The organism is Arthrobacter sp. ov407, from assembly GCF_900102895.1.
GTDB lineage: Bacteria > Actinomycetota > Actinomycetes > Actinomycetales > Micrococcaceae > Arthrobacter.
The window spans coordinates 16315-38917 of sequence record NZ_FNGD01000018.1; the positions used below are offsets into that span (position 1 = coordinate 16315).

Consider the following 22603-nt stretch of genomic DNA (forward strand, 5'->3'; position numbering starts at 1 on the left):
ATGACCGAGCCCGCACACCCCCAGCCCCGCTTCACTGTCGAGACAGCCAAGGTCCTGGCCGAGGTGGCCCACAACCGGCAGAAGGACAAGCTCAAGCGGCCCTACCGGGAACATGTACTCGCCGTCGGGGATGCCCTGGCGGACTTCGACGACGACATCCAGATCGCAGGGTACCTCCACGACATCGCCGAGGACACCCCGATGACACGGCAGGCCCTTTTGGACATGGGTGTCTCCGAGCGCGCCGCGGACATCATCGAACGGGTCACGAAGCGCCTGCATGAGAACCCGGACGACTACCAAGCCGGCATCCGGTACATCGCCGAGGACCACGACGCCACGCTAGTAAAGATCGCCGACAACGCGCACAATTCGCTGCCCGAACGGGTGAAGGCGCTGGCCGAAAAGTGGCCGGACAAGCCCCCGGTCACCCGCTACGACGACGCCCGGCCGGTGCTCTACGCCGCCGTCCCGGTCGAGGAAACCCGGAAAATCCTGGCCCGGATCAATCCGTGGCTGCTGAACGAACTCGACGACATGCTCGACGAGGCGGACGACACCGACTACGAGAACCTCTCCTACGACGCCCCTGCAGCGGTCACGGCGGCAGGAGTCACGGCGGCTGCGCCGGGCGAGACTCCCTCCGGCGAATCCGAGTCTGCCCGGAATTAAGCGTGCGTGCCTATGTCCTCACGCGCTACGGCGGCCCGGACGCCATGGAATTCCGGGATGTTCCGGCTCCCCAGCCGGGCCCCGGTGATATCCGGATCAAGGTCGCAGCGGCCGGGCTGAATCCGGTGGACTTCAAGTTCCGCCGGGGCGCGCTCCGTCCCATCAGCCACGTCCGCCTGCCGATCGTCGCCGGCTGTGAAGTGGCCGGGACGGTAGAGGCCGTCGGACCCGGGCCCAACCGCTTCGCCATCGGGGACAGCGTCTACGCCCGGGTGGACAAGCGGAGGCTGGGAGCGTTCGCCGAGCTGGTGTGCGTGCAGCAGGAATTCGTGGCCGCCATGCCGTCCTCGCTCGGGTTCGCCGATGCCGCAGGACTGCCGCTGGCCGGACTCACGGCGCTGCAGGCCCTCCGCGATGAACTCGGCGTGGGCCGTGGCACCAGACTCTTCATCTCCGGCGGCGCAGGCGGCGTGGGAACGCTGGCCATCCAGCTCGCAAAGTATTTCGGGGCCGAGGTCACCACCACGGCATCGGCCCGCGGCGAGGCGCTGGTGCGGCGGCTGGGGGCGGACCGCGTCATCGACTACAACCGGGAGAACTTCGCCGAGGTACTGCACGGCTACGACGCGGTGTTGGACCTGGTGGGCGGCAAGACTCTCAGGGATTCTTTCCGCATTCTCAAGTCCGGCGGTCGGGTGGTATCCATCGCCGGCGTTCCGGAGCCCCTCACCGCGACCAAAGACCTGGGCGCTCCGCCGTTGATCACCGCCGTGTTCCGGCTGATGAGCATGGGCATCCGCCGCCGCGCCCGCAAGGCGAAAGCCAGCTACCGCTACCTGTTCATGCACCCCAGCGGGGATGATTTGCGGACCCTGGCCGCAATCGTCGACGGCGGCCACGTGCGGCCGGTCGTGGACAGCACCTATCCGTTCGCGGAGATTGCGGAGGCCTTCGCTGCGCTCGAACAGGGCCATGCCAAGGGCAAGATCGTCGTCACCCTCTAGGGCTCCCGGCTTCCGGTGGCGGCCGCCAGGCCCCCGCGCCCGCGGGGACCGACCGGAGCCATCTGCCGACGGTGCCGCGACCCCCACAGCAGCCCGATGTACGCCAGATCAAAGATGCTGCAGAGAATCCCCACGCCCAGGATCAGCGGAGAGTTGCCGTACCAGCCGAGGGCGATGGTGGGCGCGAGGGTGCCGATCCACTTGGCCACGGCGATCAGCAGGGTCTGGCCCCGGGGCCCGCCGCGGGCGACGAACATCGCGATGAACAGCCCGGACATCAGCAGGTTCTGCAGGAAGGCCGCATAGCGGGCCGCCTGGCCCCAGCCGAACTCGGCGATGAACAGCAGCTGCACGGCGAAGGACGTGACGCCCAACAGGACGGCCCAGCCGATGAACAGCCGCCGCGTCACCCAGGCCGGCAGTTCGGAGCGGCCGAACTTCAGGAAGGTGAACACGATCACGACGTCGGCCAGTCCCCACGCAATGTTGAAGACCCCCTGGACGGTAATTCCGGTCGCGATGGAGCGGGCTGCGTAGATGGCCTCCCAGGCGAAGTTGAGCCCGAGCGCGGCGGCCGGAATCGCGTAGCTCCTGTCCCTGAAACCGATCCGGATGGCATCGACGTAGACCGCGGTCCAGGCCAGGCCGCTCGCGATCGTCAGAAACAGGATCACGCTTCGCCTACACCCGGCCCAGGGCGTCGATGTCCTCGAGGAAGTCCTGGTGCACCTCGTCGCTGACCGTCGTCCGGGTGTCCCGGATGGCATCGAGGTAGTCCTGGGTCGAGGGGCCCTTCCGGACAGCCGCGCGGGAGGCGGGGTCGCCCCCGGATGCCGCGCCGCCGTCGTCGTACACCGCCTTCTCCAGCGCCCGCTGGGAGGCGCTGCGGGCGGCATACTCGATGTCCGCGGGGGAGAAGCCCTCGGTGCGGTCGACCAGAAGCTCGACGTCGACGTCGTCCACCACGGCAACGGGGATGAAGCGCTGCCACATGGCCTCGCGGGCCTGCCGGTCCGGCAGGCCGATCGGGATGACGTAATCGAACCGGCCGTGGCGCAGGAACGCCGAATCCAGGGCGCGGATGAAGTTGGTGGCGCAGACCAGGAGCCGGCCGGGCTGTTCCCGGAAGGCGGGGATGATCTTGAGGAGCTCATTGGTGACGCCCTGCAGGGGAGAGGGCGGTTCGCCCGAGCGCTGCGCGGCGATCTCCTCGACCTCGTCGATGAAGACCACGGCGTGCTCCAGTTCGGCGATTTCCAGGAAGGTCTCGCGCAGCGCCCCGGCCAGTCCCTTGGGGTCGGAGGCCAGCCGGGAGGGGAAGACCTCCACGAACGGCCATTCGAGCCGGGACGCGATCGCCTTGGCAAACGTCGTCTTGCCGGTACCGGGCGGCCCAAAGAGGACCACGGCCCGCGGCGGCACCACGCCATATTCGTCGGCGAGGTCGGCCTCGGCCAGCGGAAGGACCAACCGGCGTTCCAGCAGTTCCTTCTCGTTGCGCATGCCGGCCACGTTCTCCCACAGGTCGCGGGCCAGGATCCGGCCGCCAAGCAGGCTGAGGGGTTCCAGCTCCTGGCGCTGGACCGGGATTTTCCGTTCGAAGTAGCGCAGGTTCTTCTTCAGCGCGAAGCCGCGGCCCAGGAACGCCTCCACCCGGGTTTCGGATTCGGGCATCAGGGCCGAGAGCTTGTTGAGCCCGTGCGGGGCCATCCGGTTCTCGACCGCGGCCAGCAGCGAGGTGCCGATCCCGCGGCCCCGGAACTCGGGCAGCGTGGCCAGGAAAACGATCCAGCCCTGGTCATGGGCGGCCCGTCCGACGGCGGCGCCCACCACCTGCTCGCCCTGCACCGCGACGACCGCGTGGTCCTTTTCGCACGAGGCCAGGACCTCGGAGAGCGCGTAGACGGGCTCCACGTTCGATTCCTTGAGGGATTCCCAGAGGTGCAGGATGCCGTCGAGGTCGGCCGAGTGGAAGTCCCTGATCCGCCAATTGGTCATGAAGTGTCTCCCGGTTGGTTCGTCGCTGAGCCAGTGGGCGCCAGTGTGGGCTCCTCTGCTGAGCATATGCGAACCATCCGGGCCGGGACGCTGCGCGGCGTTCCGTTACGGGGTGGTGGAATGCCGGGTGTTATTCCGAATTGCCGCCGGCGTTGCCCGTGGGGCGGCTGGCCACCAGCGGGTACGGGCCGGTGAAGCCGTCGCGGACGGCGGCGATTTCCAGGATGCGGTGCCGGCAGAGCCGCCAGCCGAGCATCAGGAGCGGGACGATGACCACGAGGGAGGCGATGGTCCACGTTCCCACGGGCGAGTCGAAGGCCATGAGGACCAGCACCGCCAGGAGGAAGGCCAAGGTGATCCAGCCGGTGACGGGTGCGCCCGGCATGCGGAACGCGGGCCGGAGCAGTTCTCCGCGGGCTGCGAGCCGGGCAAGCTGCATCTGGCACAGCACGATCATGGCCCAAGTGCTGATGATGCCCAGCGATGCGACGTTCAGGACGATCTCGAAGGCCTCGGTCGGGACCGCGGCGTTCAGGATCACGCCCAGGACAGCCACGCCGGCTGTGAGGGCGATGCCGCCGTAGGGGACGCCGGACTTGTTCATCCGGGCGGCAAATTTCGGCGCGGAACCCGAAACGGACATCGAACGCATGATCCGGCCGGTGGAGTAGAGGCCCGCGTTGAGCGAGGACAGCGCCGCGGTAAGGACCACGAGGTTCATGATGGCGTCCACGCCGTCCACCCCGATGGAGCCGAAGAACGTCACGAAGGGGCTTTCGCCGGCCTTGTAGGAGCTGTATGGCAGTAGCAGGGAAAGCAGCACGAGCGAGCCGACGTAGAACACCGCGATGCGCACGATCACCGTGTTGATGGCCCGCGGCATGATCTTCTCCGGGTTTTCGGTCTCGCCGGCGGCGGTGCCGATCAGTTCGATCGAGGCGTAGGCGAACACGACGCCTTGCATCACCACGATGGCCGGCAGCAGGCCGTTGGGGAACATGCCGCCGTTGTCCGCGATCAGGCTGAAGCCTACCTCCTGCCCGGCCACGGGCGTGCCGAAGATGACGAAGTAGATGCCTACGAGCAGGAAGGACACGAGCGCCACGACCTTGATGAGCGCGAACCAGAATTCAAGCTCGCCGAACACCTTGACGCTGATGAGGTTCAGGCCCAGGACCAGAATCAGGGCCGCCAAGGCCCAGGCCCACTGCGGCACGTCAGCGATGGGCGCCCAGTACTTCTTGAAGAAGTTCATGTATAGCGCGACGGCGGTGATGTCCACAATCGCTGTCATGGCCCAGTTCAGCCAGTACAGCCAGCCGGTGACAAACGCGGCCTTTTCACCGAAGAATTCCCGGGCGTAGGAGACGAAGGAGCCCGACGACGGCCGGTGCATCACGAGTTCGCCGAGCGCGCGCAGGATCATGAAGGCGAAGAACCCGCAGACGGCATAGCTGATGATCAGGGCCGGTCCGGCGGTGGCGAGACGGCCGCCTGCGCCCATGAACAGACCGGTGCCGATAGCGCCGCCGATCGCGATCATCTGGACCTGCCGGGGTTTCAGGCCCTTGTGGTAGCCCTGGTCCTCGGCATGGAGCGCGGCCCCGGAGGCATGGGCATGCGCCGGAATGGTGTGGTCGGAGACGGCCCCTTGTTGGGCCGGCAGTTCTTGGGTCGGCTGTTTTTGGGCGCGGGCAGTGTCGGGATGAGTCATGGGGGTCCTTCGGGGTTCGGAGGTGCGCTACTTGCTCAGGTTGGCCAGGCGCTGCGGGCTGAGGAGCTCGGTGAGCTGCTCTGCGGTGAGCAGCCCGTGTTCGAGCACGAGCTCCGCGACCCCCTTGCCGGTGGCGAGGGCTTCCTGCGCGATGGCCGTGGCCGTGGCGTAGCCCAGTTGCGGGTTGAGGGCGGTGACGAGGCCGATTGACTGTTCCACGGTGAGGCGGAGGTGTTCGGTGTTGGCGGTGATGCCCCGGACGCAGCGGGCCGTGAGGGTGCGGCAGGCGGCTTCGAGGTGGGAGATGCTCTTGTGGAGGCTGTGGACGATGATGGGTTCGAAGGCGTTGAGCTGGAGCTGGCCGGCCTCGGCGGCCATGGTGATGGTAACGTCGTTGCCGATCACCTCGTAGGCGACCTGGCTGACCACTTCCGGGATGACCGGGTTGATCTTGCCGGGCATGATCGAGGAGCCGGACTGCACGGCGGGCAGGTTGATCTCGCCGAAGCCGGCGCGCGGGCCGGAGGAGAGCAGCCGGAGGTCGTTGCAGATCTTGGACAGTTTCACGGCGACGCGCTTGAGTACCCCGGAGAGGTGCACGAAGGCGCCGACGTCCTGGGTGGCCTCGATCAGGTCCACCGCCGTCACCAGCGGCAGGCCGGTGATCTCGGCGAGGTGCCGGCAGGCGGCCTCGGCGTAACCGGCCGGTGCGTTCAGGCCCGTGCCGATCGCCGTGGCGCCGAGGTTGATTTCGTGGATCAGCAGGTCGGCTTCGGCCAGGCGGAGCCGGTCCTCGCCGATCGTGACGGCATAGGTGCCGAACTCCTGGCCGAGCGTCATGGGGACGGCGTCCTGGAGCTGGGTGCGGCCCATCTTCACCACTGTGCGGAACTCGAGGGCTTTGGCGGCGAAGGCGTCCTCGAGCTCGGTGAGGGCTTCGAGCAGTTCCCGGGCCGCGAAGATCGTGCCGAGTTTAACCGCGGTGGGGTAGACATCGTTGGTGGACTGGCTGAGGTTGACGTGGTCGTTGGGGTGCAGCCGGGTGTAGTCGCCCTTCAGGTGTCCGAGGATTTCCAGGGCCCGGTTGGCGATCACCTCATTGGCGTTCATGTTCGACGACGTCCCGGCACCGCCCTGGATGACGTCCACCACGAACTGCTCGCTGAGCTTACCGTTCATGACGTCGGTGCAGGCTTCCCCGATGGCCGCGGCACGCTCGGCGTCGAGGAGCCCGAGCTCGTGGTTGGTGCGTGCGGCGGCGAGTTTCACGGCGGCCAGCCCGCGGACCAGGTACATGTTGGAGGACAGCGGCTGGCCTGTAATGGGGAAGTTCTCCACGGCGCGGAGGGTGTGGACGCCCCAGTAGGCGTCGGCGGGAACATCCCGGTCGCCCAAGAGGTCGTGTTCGGAGCGGAATTCTGCGCGTTCGTCGAGCGAGGTCATGGCGGTCCTTACAGGTCTTCGGGGGCGTTGGAGGTCTTGGTGGCGGCGAGGAAATCGGTGGCCTGCAGCATCCCGACGGGGCGGCCGCCGCCCAGCACAGGGGTAGCGGCGAGGCGCGCCAAGGGTGAGGTGTCGACGTCGAGCGCGGCAAGGACCCGCACGGTGACGGGCATCCGGGCGCGGTCGCCGCCGTCGGAGACCTTCACGGCGACGGCGCGGCCGTCCGGAAGCCCCACCAGCTGGACGCCCTCGAAGCCGTCCTTCGCCAACAGGCCGGGAACCAGGCGCATCAGCGCGGTGACGTCCCGGTCCTCGCCCGCAACCATTTCGGGGTGGCGGCGCATGGCGCGGGCGACGGCGGCTTCCGCGCCGCCGCCGCCCTCCTCGCCGTCGCCGGATCCGGCGGAGGCGGCCAGACGGCCGAAGGCGCGGGCCATGCCGCGCAGCGTGAGGGCGAACAGCGGGGTGCCGCAGCCATCGGTGGTGGTGGCCTGCGGGTCCTCGCCGGTCAGGTCCACCACGGTTTGGGCGATGAGTTGCTGCAGCGCGTGCGCCGGGTCAAGGTAACCCTGGACCGGCCAGCCGTTGATGACGCAGGTGGCAGCCATCGCGGCATGCTTTCCGGAGCAGTTCTGCGCCAGCTGGGTGGCCTGGCCGCCGCCACCGAGCCAGTCCCCGCGCTCGCGGGCGCCGTAGGGAAGGTCGGTGCTGTTCTCGAGGTCGCCGGGCGTCAGGCCATGCAGGTCCAGGATGCGGCGCGCGCCGTCGCGGTGGGTGGCGGCTCCGGAATGGCTGGCGGCGGCGAGGGCGAGGAGATCATCCGGGACATCCAGGCCGGCACGGACCATGGCGACGGCCTGCAGGGGCTTCAGGGCGGACCGCGGGTAGAACGGGGCGAGGGGCTCGCCGGCGGCCAGGAGAATCTGGCCGTCCGCTGCGGTGGCGATGACCGAGCCGTAGTGGACGCTTTCGACGATGCCGTCCCGGGTCTGGACCGCAAGCGGGGCGTGCTGCGGGAGCCGCTCCGGGGCAAGCGGGGTCGGGGTGTGTGCGAGAGCAGAAGAAATCATTGCGTCCTTTGGAGGATTGAGTCGAGGGCAATGCCAACGGCATGGAGGTGTTGGCTCATGGCGATGCGCGCCGTCGCCGCGTCGCCTGCTTCGATCGCGGCCAGGATGCGCCGGTGTTCCTCGTCGGAAGCGAGCTGGCGGTCGGCCACCATGTTCAGGGTCTCGGACTGGTGGGCGAGGGCATCGCGGATGTCCGCGACGACGTTTTCGAACACCTTGTTCCGGCTGGCCCGCGCGATCAATGCGTGGAAGCTGGAGTCCAGGCCCACCCACACTTCGGGGTCGTCCTCGCCGCTCATCGCGGCAACAATGTCCCGCATGGTGTCCAGTTCCTCGGGCGAACGGCGTTCCGCAGCCAGCCCGGCGGCAGGTACCTCGATATGGGGACGGGCCTCGGTGAGGTCGCGTGCGGAGTATTGGCCCAGGACCAGGTCCTTGGCCACGTGGTTGGCGACGACGAACGTGCCCCGCCCGGTTTTGGTGACAGTCAGGCCCAGGGCGGTGCAGGAGCGCAAGGCCTCGCGGACCACGGAGCGGCTCACACCGTACTGCTGGGCGAGGCTGGCCTCGGAGCTCAGCTTGGCGCCGATGTCGAGCTTGCCGGATTCGATTTCGGAGCGGAGGACGTTGAACACGGCTTCGGCGGCGCTGAGGCGGGCCAAAGGCTGTCCTGCTGTCCGGCTGTCTGACAGGTTCACGCTTCAAATATGGCAGGGATCACAACGGGGTGTCAATTGTGACGGCGGCCCCGGGTGTCCGGGGCCGCCGTCGTGTCTCGCGCCGGAGGTCCGGCGGCGCGTTACTTGTTACTTGATCGGGTTATCTGCCTGGGTTACTTATTTCGGGACGGGCGGGTGCGGGCCAAGGCGGTCAGGCCCGCGGCGAGTCCGATCAAGCCCGCGGCCAGCCCGATCCAGCCGGCCACGGAGCCGGCATCACTTGATGTGCTCGCTGCCGCGGCGGGGGCGTCGGACGGCGAGGGGGCCGTTGTTCCGGTGGATCCTGCGTGGGCTGCGGTCTCGGCGTCCTTGGCCGTGGTCACGAACGAGGGAGCCGGGTGCTCGGGTTCCGCCTGGCCCTCGACCGTCTTCTCGTCCCACTTCACAACCGTCCCGTCGGTGTAGGTCTGGGCCGTCGGCAGCGTCACCGTGGTTCCGGCGTCCGGCAGGACTCCCACGGAGAGGGAGAACGCCTGGTATTCGTTCTGGCCGATCTGGTGGGCGGCGTCGGCGGTCCAGACCACGGAGCTGGGGGCCTTGGTGACGGTGGCGCCGGCGATGGTGATCGGCTTCGGCAGGTCGCTCGTGGTGATTTCGGCCTTCCAGCCCTCGACAGGCTTCACCGACACTGAGGTGAACGGGGTGTCCGTGGGCAGCGTGACCTCAAGTTTGCTGGTCTTGGCCGAGGCGGACTCGGTGGGGACATTGAACGTCAGGTGGCTGTAGCCGCCCGCGGCCGGGTCATCGGAGTCGACGTGGACGTGAGCCGAAGCGGCCGCCGCGCCGGCGGCGAGCAGGCCAGCGGTCATCGTGGCGGCCGCGGCGATCTTGAGGGTACGGCGGAAGAAGGATTTCATGGCAAAGGTGCCTTTCACTAACGAAATAAACGGTGGGGAGCCGGCCGGTGCGGTGTCCGTCCGGCGGTAGCAGCGGGTGGCCGCCTGCTGTCCCCGTCCGTTTGTGAAAGGGGTTGGTATCAGGCGGCGGCCAGCAGCTGCGGAGGTCCGCGCCGGCTCGGCAAGCGACGGCCAACCCGGACCTTGGGGCGGGCCACGCTGACCGTGCAAGGGCCGGGGACACGCATCGGTACGACGGCGCAGGGCCGGGGCACCTGCACGAGGGGTCGCAGCCAGGAGGCCAGTGCGGACAGGGCCCGCTCGCCGCGGGCGAGCAGCAATGCCGTGCCGAGGGTCGTCACCGCGTGGGCGGCGAACATGGCCCCGTCCATGGCGGCCGCGGAAGCCCCCATGGACGGGTCGACCATCTCCGGAGCAATCGCAGCCGCCGCATGGCCCGGATGGTTGGTGGCCATGCGTGCGGGCCCGTTCACGGGCGCCGAGATGGACAGTGCGCCGAACGACCAGTGAAGCCACATTTGCCCCACGCCGAGGAGGCCGGCCAGGGCGGGAAAGGACAGGCGGAAGCGGGTCAGGACCGCCACCGGGATCATTGCCACGGCACACAGCGCCGTCACGATCGCGGGCTCGGGCAGCCGTCCGCCGCCGGCCAGGTGGCCGCCGGCCGCCAGCGCCACGATGATGGATCCAATCAACCCGGTGCGGAACAGCCGGAAGGAAGCGCGCGTCATCGTGAGCTGTCCTTTCCGGATTCCCTGGGCGGGCGGGGCGGTTTTCTTGGGTTCCTTAAATCCTACGGGCCATTGCGCACCGCCGCGCGCCACCTGACAGAAGCCGTCCGCTCTGTGACGGCGGCATAGATCCCCAATCAGGGGTGCGGCGCAGCAGCCCATGCCAGCTGCGCCGCACCCCTCGCCGCCGGTACGAACGTGCCGGAATGACGCTGTGCAGACGCGTTTGTTCGTTCTATACTGAAAATGCCGGCAAAACGGCACGTTCGTACCTACGAGGCCAGGTCTATTGGACGTATCTTGATCGACGGGGAGGCGGCCATGGGGAACTCGTTTCCGGACGAACTCGCTGACGAGGCCCGGGCCCGGCGCGGGTCGCTCCGGCTGAGCCAGCGTGAGCTGGCCGAACTGGCCGGAGTCTCGGAGCGCTTCGTCCGGTTCGTCGAGCAGGGCAAACGCACGGTGCAGCTGGATTCCCTGCTGGCGCTCCTGGACACGCTGGGGCTGGAGCTCCGCGTCCAGACCCGGACCAGCGCCGCAGCCCGAGCCCTCGCCGGCCCGCGGGCCGGCAGCGAACTGCGGGACGGCCCGGAAGCCCGGCCATGAGGCACCGCATCGCGGATATCTACAAGGCTGGCGTGCTGGCGGCGCGGCTGGAACGGCACGACGGCGGCACCAGGTTCAGTTACTTGCCGGCTTATCTAGCATCCGGGGGCCCCGCCGTCGCGAGCTCCCTGCCGCTGACTCCGGACCCCGTGCTGTCCGCGGCGGGGGCAGCCCCGCCGTACTTCACCGGGCTCCTGCCGGAGGGAAGGCGGCTGAATGCATTGCGCCGCTCCATCAAGACCAGCGTGGACGATGAGCTGTCCTTGCTCATCGCGGCCGGCGCCAACCCCGTGGGTGACGTCCAAATCGTTGGCCATGGCGAGAAGCTGGACCCGGACGAGCACGCCGTCGAGCTTGACCCCGGCACGCCCCTGGATTTCGAGGCCCTGCTGGGAGACTCCGGGCTGATCGACCCGGTGGCGCTAGCCGGCGTGCAGGACAAGCTGTCCGCAGGCATGATCTCCATGCCGGTGGCCAGCGCCGGCCGGAGGTACATCCTCAAACTCAACGCGCCCGAGTTCCCGCACGTCGTCGAAAACGAATTCCTGATGTTCCGGTATGCGGAGCGGCTGCGGATTCCCTTGAGCCGGGTCCAGCTGATCCGCGATGTCGTCGGCCGGCCGGGGTTGCTCGTGGAGCGCTTCGACCGGGTGCCTGTTTCCGGGGTGCCTGTTTCCGGTATGTCCGGGCCCGAGGCGGCGGCCGCGTCGCCGCGGGCGGTGCAGCGGCTGGCCGTCGAGGACGGGGCACAGGTGCTGGGGCTCTACCCTGCGGACAAGTACAACGTGGGATACGGGCAGGTGTGCCATGCGCTTGCGGCGTATTGCGCGGCGCCGCTACCCGCCCTGCGGAATTTGGCTCTCCAGGCGGCATTTGCGTGGCTGACGGGCAACGGTGACCTGCACGCGAAGAACGTTTCCATGGTGCAGCAGCCCGCCGGGGAGTGGTCCATCGCGCCGGTCTACGACATTCCCTCAACTGTGGTCTACGGGGACAAGACGCTGGCCCTGACCCTGGACGGCAAGCGGACTGGTATCTCCCGGAAGCACTTCCTGGGCTGGGCCGCGGGGATGGGACTGTCTGAGCGTGCCGCCGTCCAGGTGCTGGAGCTGGCGCTGAGGGCGTCGGCGCCGCTGCTGACGGACCTTCAGGCGGGCACGGCGTTCCGCTCCATGACCGACGACGGCGACTCGCCGTTTTCGGCGCTTGTCACCCGCGACTGGGCCAAGGAACTCAAGCACCGGCGCAGGCTGCTGATGGGGTGAGGCCGCCGGCGTCGGATAGTGCTGGCGTTGGCTGCTGCTGCGTGAAGCCTCAGAGGTGTTGGATGCCGGCCCGCTGCATAGCGTCTTTGTAGACTTCAACGTTCTTGGCGAGGAGCTCTTCTTGCTTGGCCGGAGAGATAGCGAAGGCCCGGCCGCCGAGCGCGGTGGCCTTGTAGATCTTGACGCCATGGTTCTTCAGCGAGGAATGGTAGGTCTTCTCGAAGAGCGTCAGGAAGGAGTGGGCGTCCGCGCCGTGGGCAATAACGGCCGAGACGCGCTTGTTGATCTTGAGGAACTGGCGGAAGGGCCGCAGGCCGTCCGTCTTTTCCTGGACGTTCAGGGCCGAGGAAGCGTCAGGATCGCGGATCCACGGATAGGCGTTCCACGGCATCACATAGCGGGGATCCAGCTCTGCGGCCTCGTAGATAGAGGTGGCGCGGCGGGCGGCCTCGTCGTCGTTGAAGTGCGAAACAAAGCCCGATTCCGTGCCCTTGCCGGGGCTGATATGCAGGCTGACGATCCGGCATTCGTCCTCATCATGGATGGGGTCGATGTACGGGACCACGGATCCAGGCTTCTTTTCCATGAGTTCGTCGCACAGCTGCGTCACGGCGGCGATGTTCGGCTCCTGCAGCAGGGTCTTTTTTTCGTCCCAGTCAATCGTCACGATTTCTCCCTCAGCACTTGGCGTCCAGAATCAGGCGGCTTCCTCCACTCTACGCTTTCGCGGCAGGGGGTGTTTCGGCCGGGGCCCTTGTGGCCGGGTCTTCATGGTGGGGGTCGTCACGATGGGCCTTCATAACGGAGCCGGTGGCTCTCGGCCTCTGGTGATGGCCATGAGGCGGGCGTAGGCTTAAATCGCCTGCAGGTAACCATCTGATGACGCCGGGTTGTTCGGGACATTGAAGTGTCCGAGCCATCTCATAGCGAGATCGCGAAGGTACCTGCAGGCCTGACGTCAGGCTCCCACCCGAGGTGGGGGAGGTCATTCTGTGACGTCCGCTGGCGGCGTCACCCAGCAGTCGGTCCACCTGTTGGCCGGCGACCCAAACGCCGCCCTACGCTCCACTGCTTCGGCTCAGTCGACGATGTACGGTCCTTCTTTGCCAACCCGGACTTGCTGGACGCCATGAAGCGTGGCGGGGTCCAGGGCGAGCCGCGGATCGACTTCTTCGAATAGCGGCCGGGCCCCGGCAGGCGCGCACGGCAGCCACCTGCTCCCTAGGCTGCAGTCGTCTCTTTGAGCCTGCTCTCTTTGAGCCTGCTGCGTTTGAGCGTTTTGGCGTGGCGCCGGAGCTGGCGCCGTTGGCGGGAGCCGGGCTGGGAGCCCGTTTGGTCCGTGGCTGATGAGCGAAGCGACGACGTGCCGGGCAACACTGTCCCGGGTAGGGGTGGTGCGGTGGAGTGGTAGGTGTGGCCGGTGGGGGTGGTGAGTTCGATGGTGTGCCGGGGACCGGGCCGGGGATGGGCTGCCCAGCCGGGGGTTTCTTTGGTGTGGTTGCAGGCCTCGCAGAGTCCGGCGCCGTTGGCCTGAGTGGTTTCTCCTCCGTGGTGCCAGGGGATGATGTGGTCCAGATGCCGGATCGGGGCGTCGCAGTAGGGGGTGCGGCAGGTGTCGTCCCGGGCCTGGATGAAGCGGCGCAGCCCGGTGGGGAAGATCCGGGTGCGGGAGTCCAGGCCGATGAGGTCGCCGGTGCGCGGGTGGGTGTAGAGCCGTCGGAGCCAGACACCGAACGCGGTGTCATCCGCTGTCCCGGCTATGCCGCCAAGTTCAGGGGGACCGCCGGTCGCGTCGCCCGATTCCGGGAATCGGGCGGTGTCTTTAGCCTTGGTGCCGTTGATGAGGGTGCGGGCCCAGCCGGCGGGGACGGTGCCGTAGCCGGGCAGCCGGGCCGGTTCGGAGTCTCCCTGGAAGAGGGTGCGATCCGTCATGACGAGCTGGATCTCGACCCCGCTGATCCCGGCCGGGGTGCCGGTGGCGCGTTCGACCAGGGTGTCGGCCATCAGCTGCCCGCGGGAGCGGGGGTCTCCGGTGTTGCGGAGGGTGTCGGCGTGCCGGGTCAGGGCGGTGTAGACGCCCACGCCGGCGCTCATCGGGAGCAGCGCGGTCAGATAGCACATGGTGTCCGGGGCCGGGCGGAGGCTGATGTGCCGCTCGTTTGCGGCGTGCGCGGCGCGTTCGGTGACGGTGCGCGGGTCGAGCCGGTATGCGGCGGCCCGGGCCCGGGCGGTGAGTGAACGGTCACCCACGCCCTGGAGTGTGCCGGTGTCGGCGGCGAGTTCCTCATCGACCGCGCACCGGTCCGCGGCGGTCAGGCACGCGGTTTCGCGCACGAGCAGGGTGGCGCGCCATTCGTTCAGCTGCCCTGTCTCGAGCGCGGCGAGGGTGTGTGGCATTTCGGTAACGAGGGCTTTGGCCAGGCCCAGGAGCCGGCCGCCTTTGGCCGGGGATTCGTGCCGGGCGAGGGCGATCTGCGCGCCGACCCCGGCGCCGAGTTTCTCGGCCGGGACGCCTGCGGCACGCTGCTCGTGGCGCTGGATCAGGTCGAAGGCGACGGCGAGGCAGGCCTGCTCCGCGGCCAGAGCGGATTTCCGGTCTTCCAGTTCCCGGATCCGATCAATGATCTCGGCGGAGGTCGTTGCCGGCGGGAGGGCGGCCAGCAGGCCCGCCGCGTCCGAGACGGCCGTCTCCACGGTTCCCAGGCCGGCGGCCGCACCACGCCCGGCGCGACTGAGGCCAGCCTCGCCGTGTCCTGCCGGAGCCATTTCGGGCCCCTGATTGCCGTCCATGAATCAAGTCTCCCTTGGGGGTCAGACATTAAAAGGAACAGCCAGAGGAGGCAAAAGGAACAGCCAGAGGAGGCCGGGAGGTTAGCGGAGTTAGTGAGTTTCGTTGACGTATGGGCGGTGCGGACAGTGCGGGCGGCGCGGAGACCGGGATGCCGTGCGGACGCCAGGATGTGCTGGGTTCCAGACGCAGAGCTGGCGAGGGTGAAAATGTCGGAGTTCCCCACCGGCTGACAGACCAGAACTCCCTGTCTCAAACACCGGCGCGGGTCCATCATGGGAGAGGGCGTCAGCTCGGCGCCCCAGGCGGTATCGGGTGGAGGATTGTCTATGAACCAAAGGGAATATATCGCGATGAAGATCGGCTCGCTGCCCTCGGACCGCCGTTCACTACTCAAGGCGGTCGGTGTCGGGGCTGTGGGCATAGCGGGGATGCCGATGCTGGCCGCCTGCACGACCCAAAGTGCCCCCGCCGGTGCCGGAAGCAGTGACCCTGGCGCCTCCGGTACGCCGTCGGCGTCGCTGCTTCCGGCGCCTGAACCGCAGGTCAAACCGCTCCTGGACCAACAGAAGGTCAACGATGCCCTGGCCAAGCTCGACGGAATGGTCCAGAGCGCGATGGAGAGTACCGGCGTGCCCGGCGTCGCCGTGGCTGTGGTCTACAGAGACCAGATGCTGTACGCCAAGGGCTTCGGCGTGCGGGAGTCGGGCAAGCCCGAAACAGTGGACGCGGACACCGTCTTTCAGTTGGCCTCGGTGTCCAAACCCTTGGCCTCCACGGTGGCGGCCGTGGCGGTGGGCCGCAAGGCCATCTCCTGGACGGAGCCGGTGATCAACCACAGCCCCGGCTTCGCCCTGAAAGACCCCTACGTCACGCGAAACGCCACGGCTGCCGACCTGTTGTCACATCAGGGCGGTCTAAAGACAGGGGCGGGGGATCTGCTGGAGGATCTCGGATTCGACCAGTCCTACATTCTCAGCCACCTCAACCAGCAGCCGCTGGACTTCTTCCGCTCGAGCTACAACTACAGCAACTTCGGCTACACAGCCGGCGCGCTGGCTGTGGCCGACGCCATGAAATTGCCCTGGGCAGACCTCGCCGAAGAAGTCTTGTTCAAGCCCCTCGGCATGACATCCACGAGCTATCGCCACGCGGACTACCAAAAGGCGTCGAACAGGGCACTGATCCACGTGCCTGCTGGGAACAAGACCTGGGTGGCCAAATACAGCCGGGACGCCGACGCCGAAGCACCCGCCGGCGGGGCCAGCTCCTCCGTGCACGACCTGGCCCGCTGGATCCGCCTGCAGCTCGCCAACGGCAGCTTTGAGGGCAAGGAGGTCATCGACCCGGACGCGCTAGGTGTCACGCATGTCCCGCACGCGGTATCGGGCCCTCCCCCGACACCTGCCGCCCGCACCCGCTTCTACGGCCTGGGCTGGAATGTCTCCTACGACGACCACGCCCGGCTCTCGCTCGGGCACTCTGGAGCCTTCAACCTGGGCGCCGCGACCGCCGTCTCGCTACTGCCCGGCGAACAGTTGGGCATTGTGGCCCTGACCAACGGCCGGCCGCAGGGCATCCCCGAAGCCATCTGCGCCGCATTCCTTGACACGGCCCAGAACGGCGCCCCGACAGTGGACTGGTTGGGATTCACCGCGGGCGTTTTCCAGAAGATCGATGAGGCGGAGAAGCCAAAGGTCGATTACTCCAAGACGCCGCCGCGGGTCGAACCGGCGCGCGGCAACGATTTCTACGTCGGCAGTTATGCGAACTCCTACTACGGCCCGCTCAGCGTCGCGGTGGAGAGCGGCGTGCTGTCCCTGGAGCTGGGGCCGGCCGGCAGGACCACCAAGTTCGCGCTCAAGCACTTCGACGGCAACACCTTCAGCTTTGAATCCATCGGCGAGAACGCCAACGGACTAGCCGGGGCAATCTTCGCGCCCGGCGCGGACGGCGCCGGCGGCACGGCGTCGAGTGTGAGGCTCGATTTCTACGATCAGACCGGACTGGGCACCTTCACCCGCGGCTGAGCCCGGACTTCCGTGAGCTTCTTCCGTAAGCTTCTAGGGCGAACACCCCCGAGCCAAGGAACCTATGCCGATCAACAAACAGTCACTCAAGGAAGACGGGTTTACGGGGTTTAGGACTCTCGCCGCACTGGACATCAACCGGATCCCGCAGCGGACCGGGATCTTCGCCGTGCTGCAGCCTGCAGGCTATGAGCCGCGGTTTCTGCCCAAGAGCACGGCAGGGGTCTTCAAGAAGAAGGACCCGTCCGTCCCGGAGCCAGCGCTGACTGCCGAGTGGGTTGACGGCGCCGACGTCGTATATCTCGGGAAAGCGGGTGCCGGCAGCAAGGGCAACCGCGGCCTTCGCCGGCAAATTCAGGAGTTCATCGATTTCGGCAAGGGCAAGCCGCCGGGCCACTGGGACGGCAGACTCGTCTGGCAGCTCGCCGATCCCGGATCCCTCCTGATTGCCTGGAAGGAGCTGCCAGCGGAGGCAGTCAACGAGGCGGAGGCCGGATACCACGCACGATTCCGCGATGACTACGGCCGGCTGCCGTTCGCCAACCTCGTCCAGGCCCGCGTGAAGGGCAAATAAGTGAAGGACAAATAGGTCAAAGGCAAATCGCAGGCAGCTATTGACTGCCGTGCGTGAACCGACCCGCCACCAACGTGGCGGCCACCGGCATCGCGGCAAACTCCGCGTCGGAAACCGTCAACGGGTCGCCGTCGAGCACTGCAAGATCGGCGGGGTCCCCGACCCGGATCAGGCCCCGACCGCGGGTCGACGCCGTGAGGGCCTCCTGCCGCGTGAGCGCCTGCTCGGCATGCCATGGTCCGCGGCCATCCTGCCGGGCTCGCGCCGTGGCGGCGGACATGGCAATCCACGGGTCCAGTGGGGCCACCGGAGCGTCGGAGCCAAGGGCCAGCGTCGCACCGGCAGCTACCAACGAACGGAGCGGGAAGGACCGGTCTGTGCGCCCTGGCCAGTTCGCCTCGGCGGCGTCCCGGTCGTCGAGGGCCTGCGCAGGCTGGATGCTCGCAGTCACACCCAACCGGCCGAAGCGGGCGAAATCCTCGCTCCGGACAAATTGCGCATGTTCCACCCGCCCGGCAATGCCCGCCGCCTCGAACGCATCCAACGCGACCCGGTTGGCGGCGTCGCCAATCGCGTGGACCGCCGGCACAAAACCCGCCTGCCGCGCCCGGACCAGCAGGGCGAGCAATTCCGGCTCGCTCACCGTCAGCAGGCCGTGGCCGCCGTTCGGATAGGGGTCAACGCAGTACGCTGTACGGGTATTGAGCGAGCCGTCGATCAGCACCTTCAATGGGCCCACGGTCAGGAGCCCGCCGCCGCCGGCCACCGTCAAACCTGTCCGCAGCCCCTCGGCCTCGGCCCGGTCCAGATCCTGCGGATAGACCCCCGCCTCAACCCGCAGGGCCGCGAAGCCGCCGGAGATCCTCCGGAGCCAGGCGTCGCGGTTCCAGGTCATCTCGAAGTCCACGATCCCGACCACGCCCCGCGTCGCAGCAGCCCGCCCCGCCTGCTGCACCCACGGATCCACCACCGTGTCCGGAAGCTGGCCGAGCTCGCGGGTCAGGGCGAACGCCGGATCTTCCCGGAGCAGTCCGTCCGCGTCCACCCGCACTCCGTACCGTTGGGCCGCTGCGGAGTTGAGCCAGACACAGTGGAGGTCGTGGCTGATCAGCGCCGTCGGCCGGCCGCGCGTCACGCCGTCGAGGAGGGCCAAGCTGGGCAGGTCCGGCCAGACGGCATCGCGGAAACCGACACCCACTAACGTCTGGACAGCTCCCGGAGCCGCAGTGCCGCCGCTGACCCCGCTGCCGCCGCCCTCGGCGACATGGGACTCGGCGACATGGGACCCGACGACGGCGGCCGCCTCGCGCGCCGAGCCGGCGTCGGAGAGGTCAAGACGGTTGGAGGCCAGCGCCCACTGCGTCATGTGGACATGCTCATCCCACAGCCCTGGTATGACGTAGCGGCCGTCCAGGTCCACCACACGGGTCGCGGCGGGGAGCGCAGGCGCGTACTGGCGCGACGGGATGATCGCAGACACGGCACCGCCGCGGAGATGAACGTCGAAGCATATGTCGACGCCGGGTTGCCGCACCGAGGCCAGCACGAGGTCCGGCACGAGGTCCGGCGCGAGGCAGGGATCGAGCGGATCAGACATAGAAACAGGCTAGGCGTGCAACGCCGAAGGACCTAAAACATACACAAGGGACTTTTGCCCCTTACCCCTGCCATGCGTGCCCACCAAGCTGAATTTGGGGAGGTTCCTGCACGGCCAGTTGGGGTCGTAGTTGAGGGAGGAACCGCTTCATGGAATGCAGCACTGGTCTCATCGCGAATTGGGGAAGGAAATGGCGTTTGCACTTTCCGGCTTCAGCAGGAAAAGGCAGGAGACCACGGCCACATGACTATGCGCCACCATTCGGGGGACCCCAAACTGAAGGTTTTCATCCGCCTGAACGCCGACGCCGAAACAGCTCGGATCGAAGTGCACGGCGTGGTGACCGTAGCCAACGTGCGGGCACTGTACGTTGTTTGCCGCCGGGTCACGAGCAAGCTACCCACTTTTGAACTCGTGCTCGACCTCGCCCATGCCCGCGTCTCGGCCGCCGCAATCGAGGAACTCCGTGAGCGCGCCCGCGCCTCGCTGATGTCTTCGGGGATCGATGGCACCGAGACGCCCTGCCGTCTGCGGCTCGTTGACCCGCTGGTCATCCTCAAAGCTAAGGAACACGTATGAAAGCCCTCGTCTACGGCGGGCCCGGGGAGAAGTCCTGGACCGACGTCCCTGATCCCACAATTCAGAGCCCCAGCGATGTGATCGTCAAAGTCGACACGACCACCATCTGCGGCACCGATCTGCACATCCTCAAAGGTGACGTCCCGGCCGTGGCCAAGGGCCGCATCCTCGGGCACGAGGGGGTCGGCACCATCACGGAGATCGGCGCGTCCGTCACCAGCCTCAAGGTCGGGGACCGCGTCATCATTTCCTGCATCAAGTCCTGCGGGCACTGCGCCAACTGCAAGACAGGCCTGTATTCGCACTGCTTGGGGGAGGAAGGCACCTCCGGCATCGGCTGGGTTTTCGGGCATCTGATCGACGGCACCCAGGCCGAGTTCGTCCGCGTCCCGTACGCCGAGAACTCCCTGCACCTCCTGCCTGACGGAGTCAGCGACCAACAGGCCGTCATGCTGTCCGACATCCTGCCCACCGGCTTTGAGATCGGCGTGCAGTACGGCCGGGTCAAGCCCGGCGACACGGTCGCCGTGATCGGCGCCGGGCCGGTCGGACTCGCCGCGATCTGTACCGCCGGACTATACGGCGCCGCGACGATCATCGCCGTCGACCTCGACGCGAACCGGCTCGAAAAATCCCGCGAATTCGGCGCCACGGATATCGTCCTCTCCAGCGATGCCGACTGGAAAGAACAGGTGATGGTCCTGACCGACGGGCAGGGCGTGGACGTCGCGATCGAGGCCGTCGGCGTCCCGGCGACGTTCACGATGTGTACAAACATCGTGCGGCCCGGCGGCAACGTGGCCAACGTGGGCGTGCACGGCAAAGCCGTGGAACTGCACGTCGAAGACCTTTGGATCCGGAACATCAACATCAGCATGGGCCTGGTGAACACCAACACCACACCCATGCTGCTCAAGCTCGTGGCACAGCAAAAAATCCCCGCGGACAGCTTCGCCACCCACCACTTCATCTTTGACGAATTCATGGAGGCGTACGACACTTTCGCCCGCGCCGCGGAGACGAAGGCCCTCAAAGTGGTGATCACGGCATGAAAGCGTTCTTCGTCCACAGCCCTGACTTCGGGCGGCGCCGGCCAACGGCAGTCCAGGGGGCCGCCCGCGACACACGCCTGCGCACCTTCAGCCACGGCGACGCCGTCACGAAGATTGCGCGTGTCCTTCGTGCCGGCGGTGCCGACATCATCGCCGAAGCCAAGCCCTTCCTGGCTTCCCTCGGGCGGTAGCGGCCCCGGCCGCCAGTTTCCGGAAGCCCCGCCCAGCCGGGCGTGGCAAACGGACCATCTGAAAGGACGGCGGCCATGAAAGCAGGCCGGATTGTCATGCTGGTGATCGGCTCGCTGTGCGCGCTGGTCGGGCTGGGACTGCTGGCGGGTGCCGGCGTAGCGGGCTGGGTCAATTACCAGCAGCGCGACGGCAGGTACTTCATTACGCCGGCGGAGCAGTTCTCAGGCAATTCTTACGCGCTGACGACCCCACGGCTGGACCTCATGACCGGAGGCGGCGTGAACGACGACGCCCCAGTGGACTTTGCGGGCAGCGTACTGCTCCGCGGTTCCACCACGGATCCCGGCAAGGAAATCTTCATCGGAATAGCCCCGCGGGCCGACGTCGCGGCGTACCTGGCCGATGTCCAGCGCACCGAAATCGTCGACGTCAGATTCGACCCCTTCCGCGCCCTGTACCGCGAAGTCAACGGTGCCAAAATCCCGTCCGATCCGGCACAGCAGAACTTCTGGGCCGCGACTGCCACGGGCCCGGGGGAACAGGAACTGACATGGGACCTTCGCTCCGGGGCCTGGGCCGTGGTGGTCATGAACGCCGACGCGAGTTCCCCGGTGAGCGTGAATCTGCAGGCAGGGGCACGCACCGATCTGCTCTTGCCGGTGTCCATTGGCCTGCTGATCGGCGGCCTAGTGATGCTGCTGATCGGAGTGCCGCTGATAGTGCTGGGCGCCGCAGGACTCGGCCGTGGCGGGCCGGGCCAAGGCGGTACGGGCAGCGGCGTTCCTCCCGGCTACCTGCCGGCCCAGCCCGGCCAGCCGTATCCGGCGGGCCCCCATCCGCCCGGGGCCGCCCCCGGCCAGCAGAACACTGCTGCCCCGCCCGGTGCTGTAGCGGCCTACGCTGCCGCGCCGGGAGCTCCGTATCCGGTAACGCCAGGAGCGACTCCACCGTACGTTTACCCCGCACGCCTCCACGGCTACCTCGACCCGAACCTGTCACGGTGGATGTGGCTCGTGAAGTGGTTCCTGGCCATCCCGCACTGCATCATCCTGTTCATCCTCTGGTTCGCCTTCGGTGTGGTCACGATCGTGGCATGGTTCGCAATCCTGTTCACGGCGCGCTACCCCCGCTCGCTGTTCAACTTCAACGTCGGCGTGATCCGCTGGAACTGGCGCGTGGCCTTCTACGCCTTCAGCGCGATCGGCACAGACGCCTATCCGCCCTTCACGCTCGCCCGTACCGATTACCCGGCAGACTTCGACGTCGACTATCCCGAACGGCTGTCCCGCGGCCTGGTGCTGGTGAAATCGTGGCTGCTGGCCATTCCGCATCTGCTGATTATCGGCGTGCTGACGGGGACCGCGAGGACGTGGGAGTTCCAGGGCGGCGAGTGGGAACTGCAAGGAGTGGGCATCTCCCTCCTGGGGCTGCTGGTCCTCATTGCCGGCGTGATTCTGTTGTTCACGGGCCAATACTGGCGGGGGATCTTCGACCTCCTGCTCGGCCTGAACCGCTGGATCTACCGCGTCATCGCCTACGTTGCCCTCATGCGGGACGAGTATCCGCCGTTCCACCTCGACATGGGTCCCGTCGATCCGGGTGAGCTGCCGGTACCGGCCGACGCAGGACCTGCAGGGGGTCCGGCCGTCGGACCGGCAGCAGGACCCGGCCCCGGACCCGCCGTCGGACCGGCAACAGGTGGGTGAAGCGGG

At 67.6% G+C, this 22603-nt stretch carries 21 protein-coding genes; 10 read left to right on the forward strand and 11 right to left on the reverse strand.

What is annotated here, in order from left to right:
* Both BLS42_RS18455 and BLS42_RS18460 read left to right on the forward strand, forming a co-directional pair.
* On the forward strand, positions 1–672 hold the full coding sequence (locus tag BLS42_RS18455; protein ID WP_090583777.1) for an HD domain-containing protein: 672 nt from the start codon (positions 1–3) through the stop codon (positions 670–672).
* A gap of 2 nt (positions 673–674) precedes the next feature.
* Positions 675–1676, forward strand: coding sequence for an NADP-dependent oxidoreductase (locus tag BLS42_RS18460; RefSeq protein ID WP_090583778.1), 1002 nt, complete (start codon positions 675–677; stop codon positions 1674–1676).
* On the opposite strand, the gene BLS42_RS18465 is transcribed toward BLS42_RS18460, so the two are convergent.
* The 8 genes from BLS42_RS18465 to BLS42_RS18500 all read right to left on the reverse strand — a co-directional run bounded on the left by BLS42_RS18465 (position 1673) and on the right by BLS42_RS18500 (position 10208).
* A complete protein-coding gene (locus BLS42_RS18465; RefSeq protein WP_218122137.1) occupies positions 1673–2350 on the reverse strand; it encodes a transmembrane-type terpene cyclase in 678 nt (225 codons plus the stop codon). The genes BLS42_RS18460 and BLS42_RS18465 overlap by 4 nt on opposite strands.
* 7 nt (positions 2351–2357) lie before the next feature.
* Positions 2358–3674, reverse strand: a complete 1317-nt coding sequence (locus BLS42_RS18470; RefSeq protein WP_090583780.1) for an ATP-binding protein — start codon at positions 3672–3674, stop codon at positions 2358–2360.
* Positions 3675–3804: 130 nt separating this feature from the next.
* Positions 3805–5388: an amino acid permease gene (locus BLS42_RS18475; RefSeq protein ID WP_256336566.1), complete on the reverse strand. Its 1584-nt coding sequence runs from the start codon at positions 5386–5388 to the stop codon at positions 3805–3807.
* 27 nt (positions 5389–5415) lie between these two features.
* Positions 5416–6831, reverse strand: coding sequence for an aspartate ammonia-lyase (locus BLS42_RS18480; protein WP_090583781.1), 1416 nt, complete (start codon positions 6829–6831; stop codon positions 5416–5418).
* An 8-nt stretch (positions 6832–6839) separates the two neighbouring features.
* Positions 6840–7901, reverse strand: coding sequence for an asparaginase (locus tag BLS42_RS18485; protein WP_090583783.1), 1062 nt, complete (start codon positions 7899–7901; stop codon positions 6840–6842).
* Entirely contained in the window at positions 7898–8599 is a 702-nt protein-coding gene (locus tag BLS42_RS18490; RefSeq protein WP_090583785.1) for a FadR/GntR family transcriptional regulator, read from the reverse strand. The genes BLS42_RS18485 and BLS42_RS18490 overlap by 4 nt, the downstream gene beginning before the upstream one ends.
* A 134-nt stretch (positions 8600–8733) precedes the next feature.
* Positions 8734–9477 carry a YcnI family copper-binding membrane protein gene (locus BLS42_RS18495; RefSeq protein ID WP_090583786.1) on the reverse strand — a complete coding sequence of 248 codons (744 nt, stop codon included), beginning with the start codon at positions 9475–9477 and terminating at the stop codon, positions 8734–8736.
* Between the two features lie 119 nt (positions 9478–9596).
* Positions 9597–10208, reverse strand: coding sequence for a hypothetical protein (locus BLS42_RS18500; protein ID WP_090583788.1), 612 nt, complete (start codon positions 10206–10208; stop codon positions 9597–9599).
* Positions 10209–10529: 321 nt separating this feature from the next.
* On the opposite strand from BLS42_RS18500, the gene BLS42_RS18505 reads away from it, so the two are divergent.
* Positions 10530–10814 (forward strand): type II toxin-antitoxin system Y4mF family antitoxin, encoded by a 285-nt coding sequence (locus BLS42_RS18505; RefSeq protein WP_090583847.1) that lies wholly within the window; start codon positions 10530–10532, stop codon positions 10812–10814.
* On the forward strand, positions 10811–12079 hold the full coding sequence (locus BLS42_RS18510) for a type II toxin-antitoxin system HipA family toxin (RefSeq protein WP_090583789.1): 1269 nt from the start codon (positions 10811–10813) through the stop codon (positions 12077–12079). The genes BLS42_RS18505 and BLS42_RS18510 overlap by 4 nt, the downstream gene beginning before the upstream one ends.
* A gap of 49 nt (positions 12080–12128) precedes the next feature.
* Here BLS42_RS18510 and BLS42_RS18515 read toward each other — a convergent pair whose 3' ends face one another.
* Positions 12129–12746 (reverse strand): uracil-DNA glycosylase family protein, encoded by a 618-nt coding sequence (locus BLS42_RS18515; RefSeq protein ID WP_090583792.1) that lies wholly within the window; start codon positions 12744–12746, stop codon positions 12129–12131.
* 554 nt (positions 12747–13300) lie between these two features.
* Positions 13301–14869, reverse strand: coding sequence for an HNH endonuclease (locus tag BLS42_RS18520; RefSeq protein ID WP_090583793.1), 1569 nt, complete (start codon positions 14867–14869; stop codon positions 13301–13303).
* Between the two features lie 327 nt (positions 14870–15196).
* Here BLS42_RS18520 and BLS42_RS18525 point away from each other — a divergent pair, with 327 nt between their 5' ends.
* Positions 15197–16897, forward strand: a complete 1701-nt coding sequence (locus BLS42_RS18525; protein WP_256336568.1) for a serine hydrolase — start codon at positions 15197–15199, stop codon at positions 16895–16897.
* Between the two features lie 64 nt (positions 16898–16961).
* A complete protein-coding gene (locus BLS42_RS18530) occupies positions 16962–17471 on the forward strand; it encodes a hypothetical protein (protein WP_090583794.1) in 510 nt (169 codons plus the stop codon).
* 37 nt (positions 17472–17508) lie between these two features.
* On the opposite strand, the gene BLS42_RS18535 is transcribed toward BLS42_RS18530, so the two are convergent.
* Positions 17509–19068 (reverse strand): amidohydrolase, encoded by a 1560-nt coding sequence (locus tag BLS42_RS18535; RefSeq protein ID WP_090583796.1) that lies wholly within the window; start codon positions 19066–19068, stop codon positions 17509–17511.
* 243 nt (positions 19069–19311) lie between these two features.
* Between BLS42_RS18535 and BLS42_RS18540 the strand changes: the two genes are divergently transcribed.
* The 4 genes from BLS42_RS18540 (at position 19312) to BLS42_RS18555 (ending at position 22597) form a co-directional block, all read left to right on the forward strand.
* Positions 19312–19647: a hypothetical protein gene (locus BLS42_RS18540; RefSeq protein WP_143019240.1), complete on the forward strand. Its 336-nt coding sequence runs from the start codon at positions 19312–19314 to the stop codon at positions 19645–19647.
* Positions 19644–20699 (forward strand): zinc-dependent alcohol dehydrogenase family protein, encoded by a 1056-nt coding sequence (locus tag BLS42_RS18545; RefSeq protein ID WP_090583799.1) that lies wholly within the window; start codon positions 19644–19646, stop codon positions 20697–20699. The genes BLS42_RS18540 and BLS42_RS18545 overlap by 4 nt, the downstream gene beginning before the upstream one ends.
* Positions 20696–20890, forward strand: coding sequence for a hypothetical protein (locus BLS42_RS18550; RefSeq protein ID WP_090583800.1), 195 nt, complete (start codon positions 20696–20698; stop codon positions 20888–20890). Before BLS42_RS18545 ends, BLS42_RS18550 begins: the two co-directional genes overlap by 4 nt.
* 75 nt (positions 20891–20965) lie before the next feature.
* Complete coding sequence (locus BLS42_RS18555) at positions 20966–22597, forward strand: DUF4389 domain-containing protein (RefSeq protein ID WP_090583802.1); 1632 nt, start codon at positions 20966–20968, stop codon at positions 22595–22597.
* Positions 22598–22603 lie beyond the last annotated feature (6 nt).

Bases quoted from the DNA above. Each gene is read 5' to 3' on its own strand.
- BLS42_RS18500 (WP_090583788.1), bottom strand. From the start codon at position 10,208: ATGACGCGCGCTTCCTTCCGGCTGTTCCGCACCGGGTTGATTGGATCC.
- BLS42_RS18495 (WP_090583786.1), bottom strand. From the start codon at position 9,477: ATGAAATCCTTCTTCCGCCGTACCCTCAAGATCGCCGCGGCCGCCACG.
- BLS42_RS18545 (WP_090583799.1), top strand. From the start codon at position 19,644: ATGAAAGCCCTCGTCTACGGCGGGCCCGGGGAGAAGTCCTGGACCGAC.
- BLS42_RS18520 (WP_090583793.1), bottom strand. From the start codon at position 14,869: ATGGACGGCAATCAGGGGCCCGAAATGGCTCCGGCAGGACACGGCGAG.
- BLS42_RS18550 (WP_090583800.1), top strand. From the start codon at position 20,696: ATGAAAGCGTTCTTCGTCCACAGCCCTGACTTCGGGCGGCGCCGGCCA.
- BLS42_RS18525 (WP_256336568.1), top strand. From the start codon at position 15,197: ATGAACCAAAGGGAATATATCGCGATGAAGATCGGCTCGCTGCCCTCG.
- BLS42_RS18535 (WP_090583796.1), bottom strand. From the start codon at position 19,068: ATGTCTGATCCGCTCGATCCCTGCCTCGCGCCGGACCTCGTGCCGGAC.
- BLS42_RS18530 (WP_090583794.1), top strand. From the start codon at position 16,962: ATGCCGATCAACAAACAGTCACTCAAGGAAGACGGGTTTACGGGGTTT.
- BLS42_RS18540 (WP_143019240.1), top strand. From the start codon at position 19,312: ATGACTATGCGCCACCATTCGGGGGACCCCAAACTGAAGGTTTTCATC.
- BLS42_RS18455 (WP_090583777.1), top strand. From the start codon at position 1: ATGACCGAGCCCGCACACCCCCAGCCCCGCTTCACTGTCGAGACAGCC.
- BLS42_RS18480 (WP_090583781.1), bottom strand. From the start codon at position 6,831: ATGACCTCGCTCGACGAACGCGCAGAATTCCGCTCCGAACACGACCTC.
- BLS42_RS18475 (WP_256336566.1), bottom strand. From the start codon at position 5,388: ATGACTCATCCCGACACTGCCCGCGCCCAAAAACAGCCGACCCAAGAA.
- BLS42_RS18485 (WP_090583783.1), bottom strand. From the start codon at position 7,901: ATGATTTCTTCTGCTCTCGCACACACCCCGACCCCGCTTGCCCCGGAG.
- BLS42_RS18505 (WP_090583847.1), top strand. From the start codon at position 10,530: ATGGGGAACTCGTTTCCGGACGAACTCGCTGACGAGGCCCGGGCCCGG.
- BLS42_RS18510 (WP_090583789.1), top strand. From the start codon at position 10,811: ATGAGGCACCGCATCGCGGATATCTACAAGGCTGGCGTGCTGGCGGCG.
- BLS42_RS18470 (WP_090583780.1), bottom strand. From the start codon at position 3,674: ATGACCAATTGGCGGATCAGGGACTTCCACTCGGCCGACCTCGACGGC.
- BLS42_RS18555 (WP_090583802.1), top strand. From the start codon at position 20,966: ATGAAAGCAGGCCGGATTGTCATGCTGGTGATCGGCTCGCTGTGCGCG.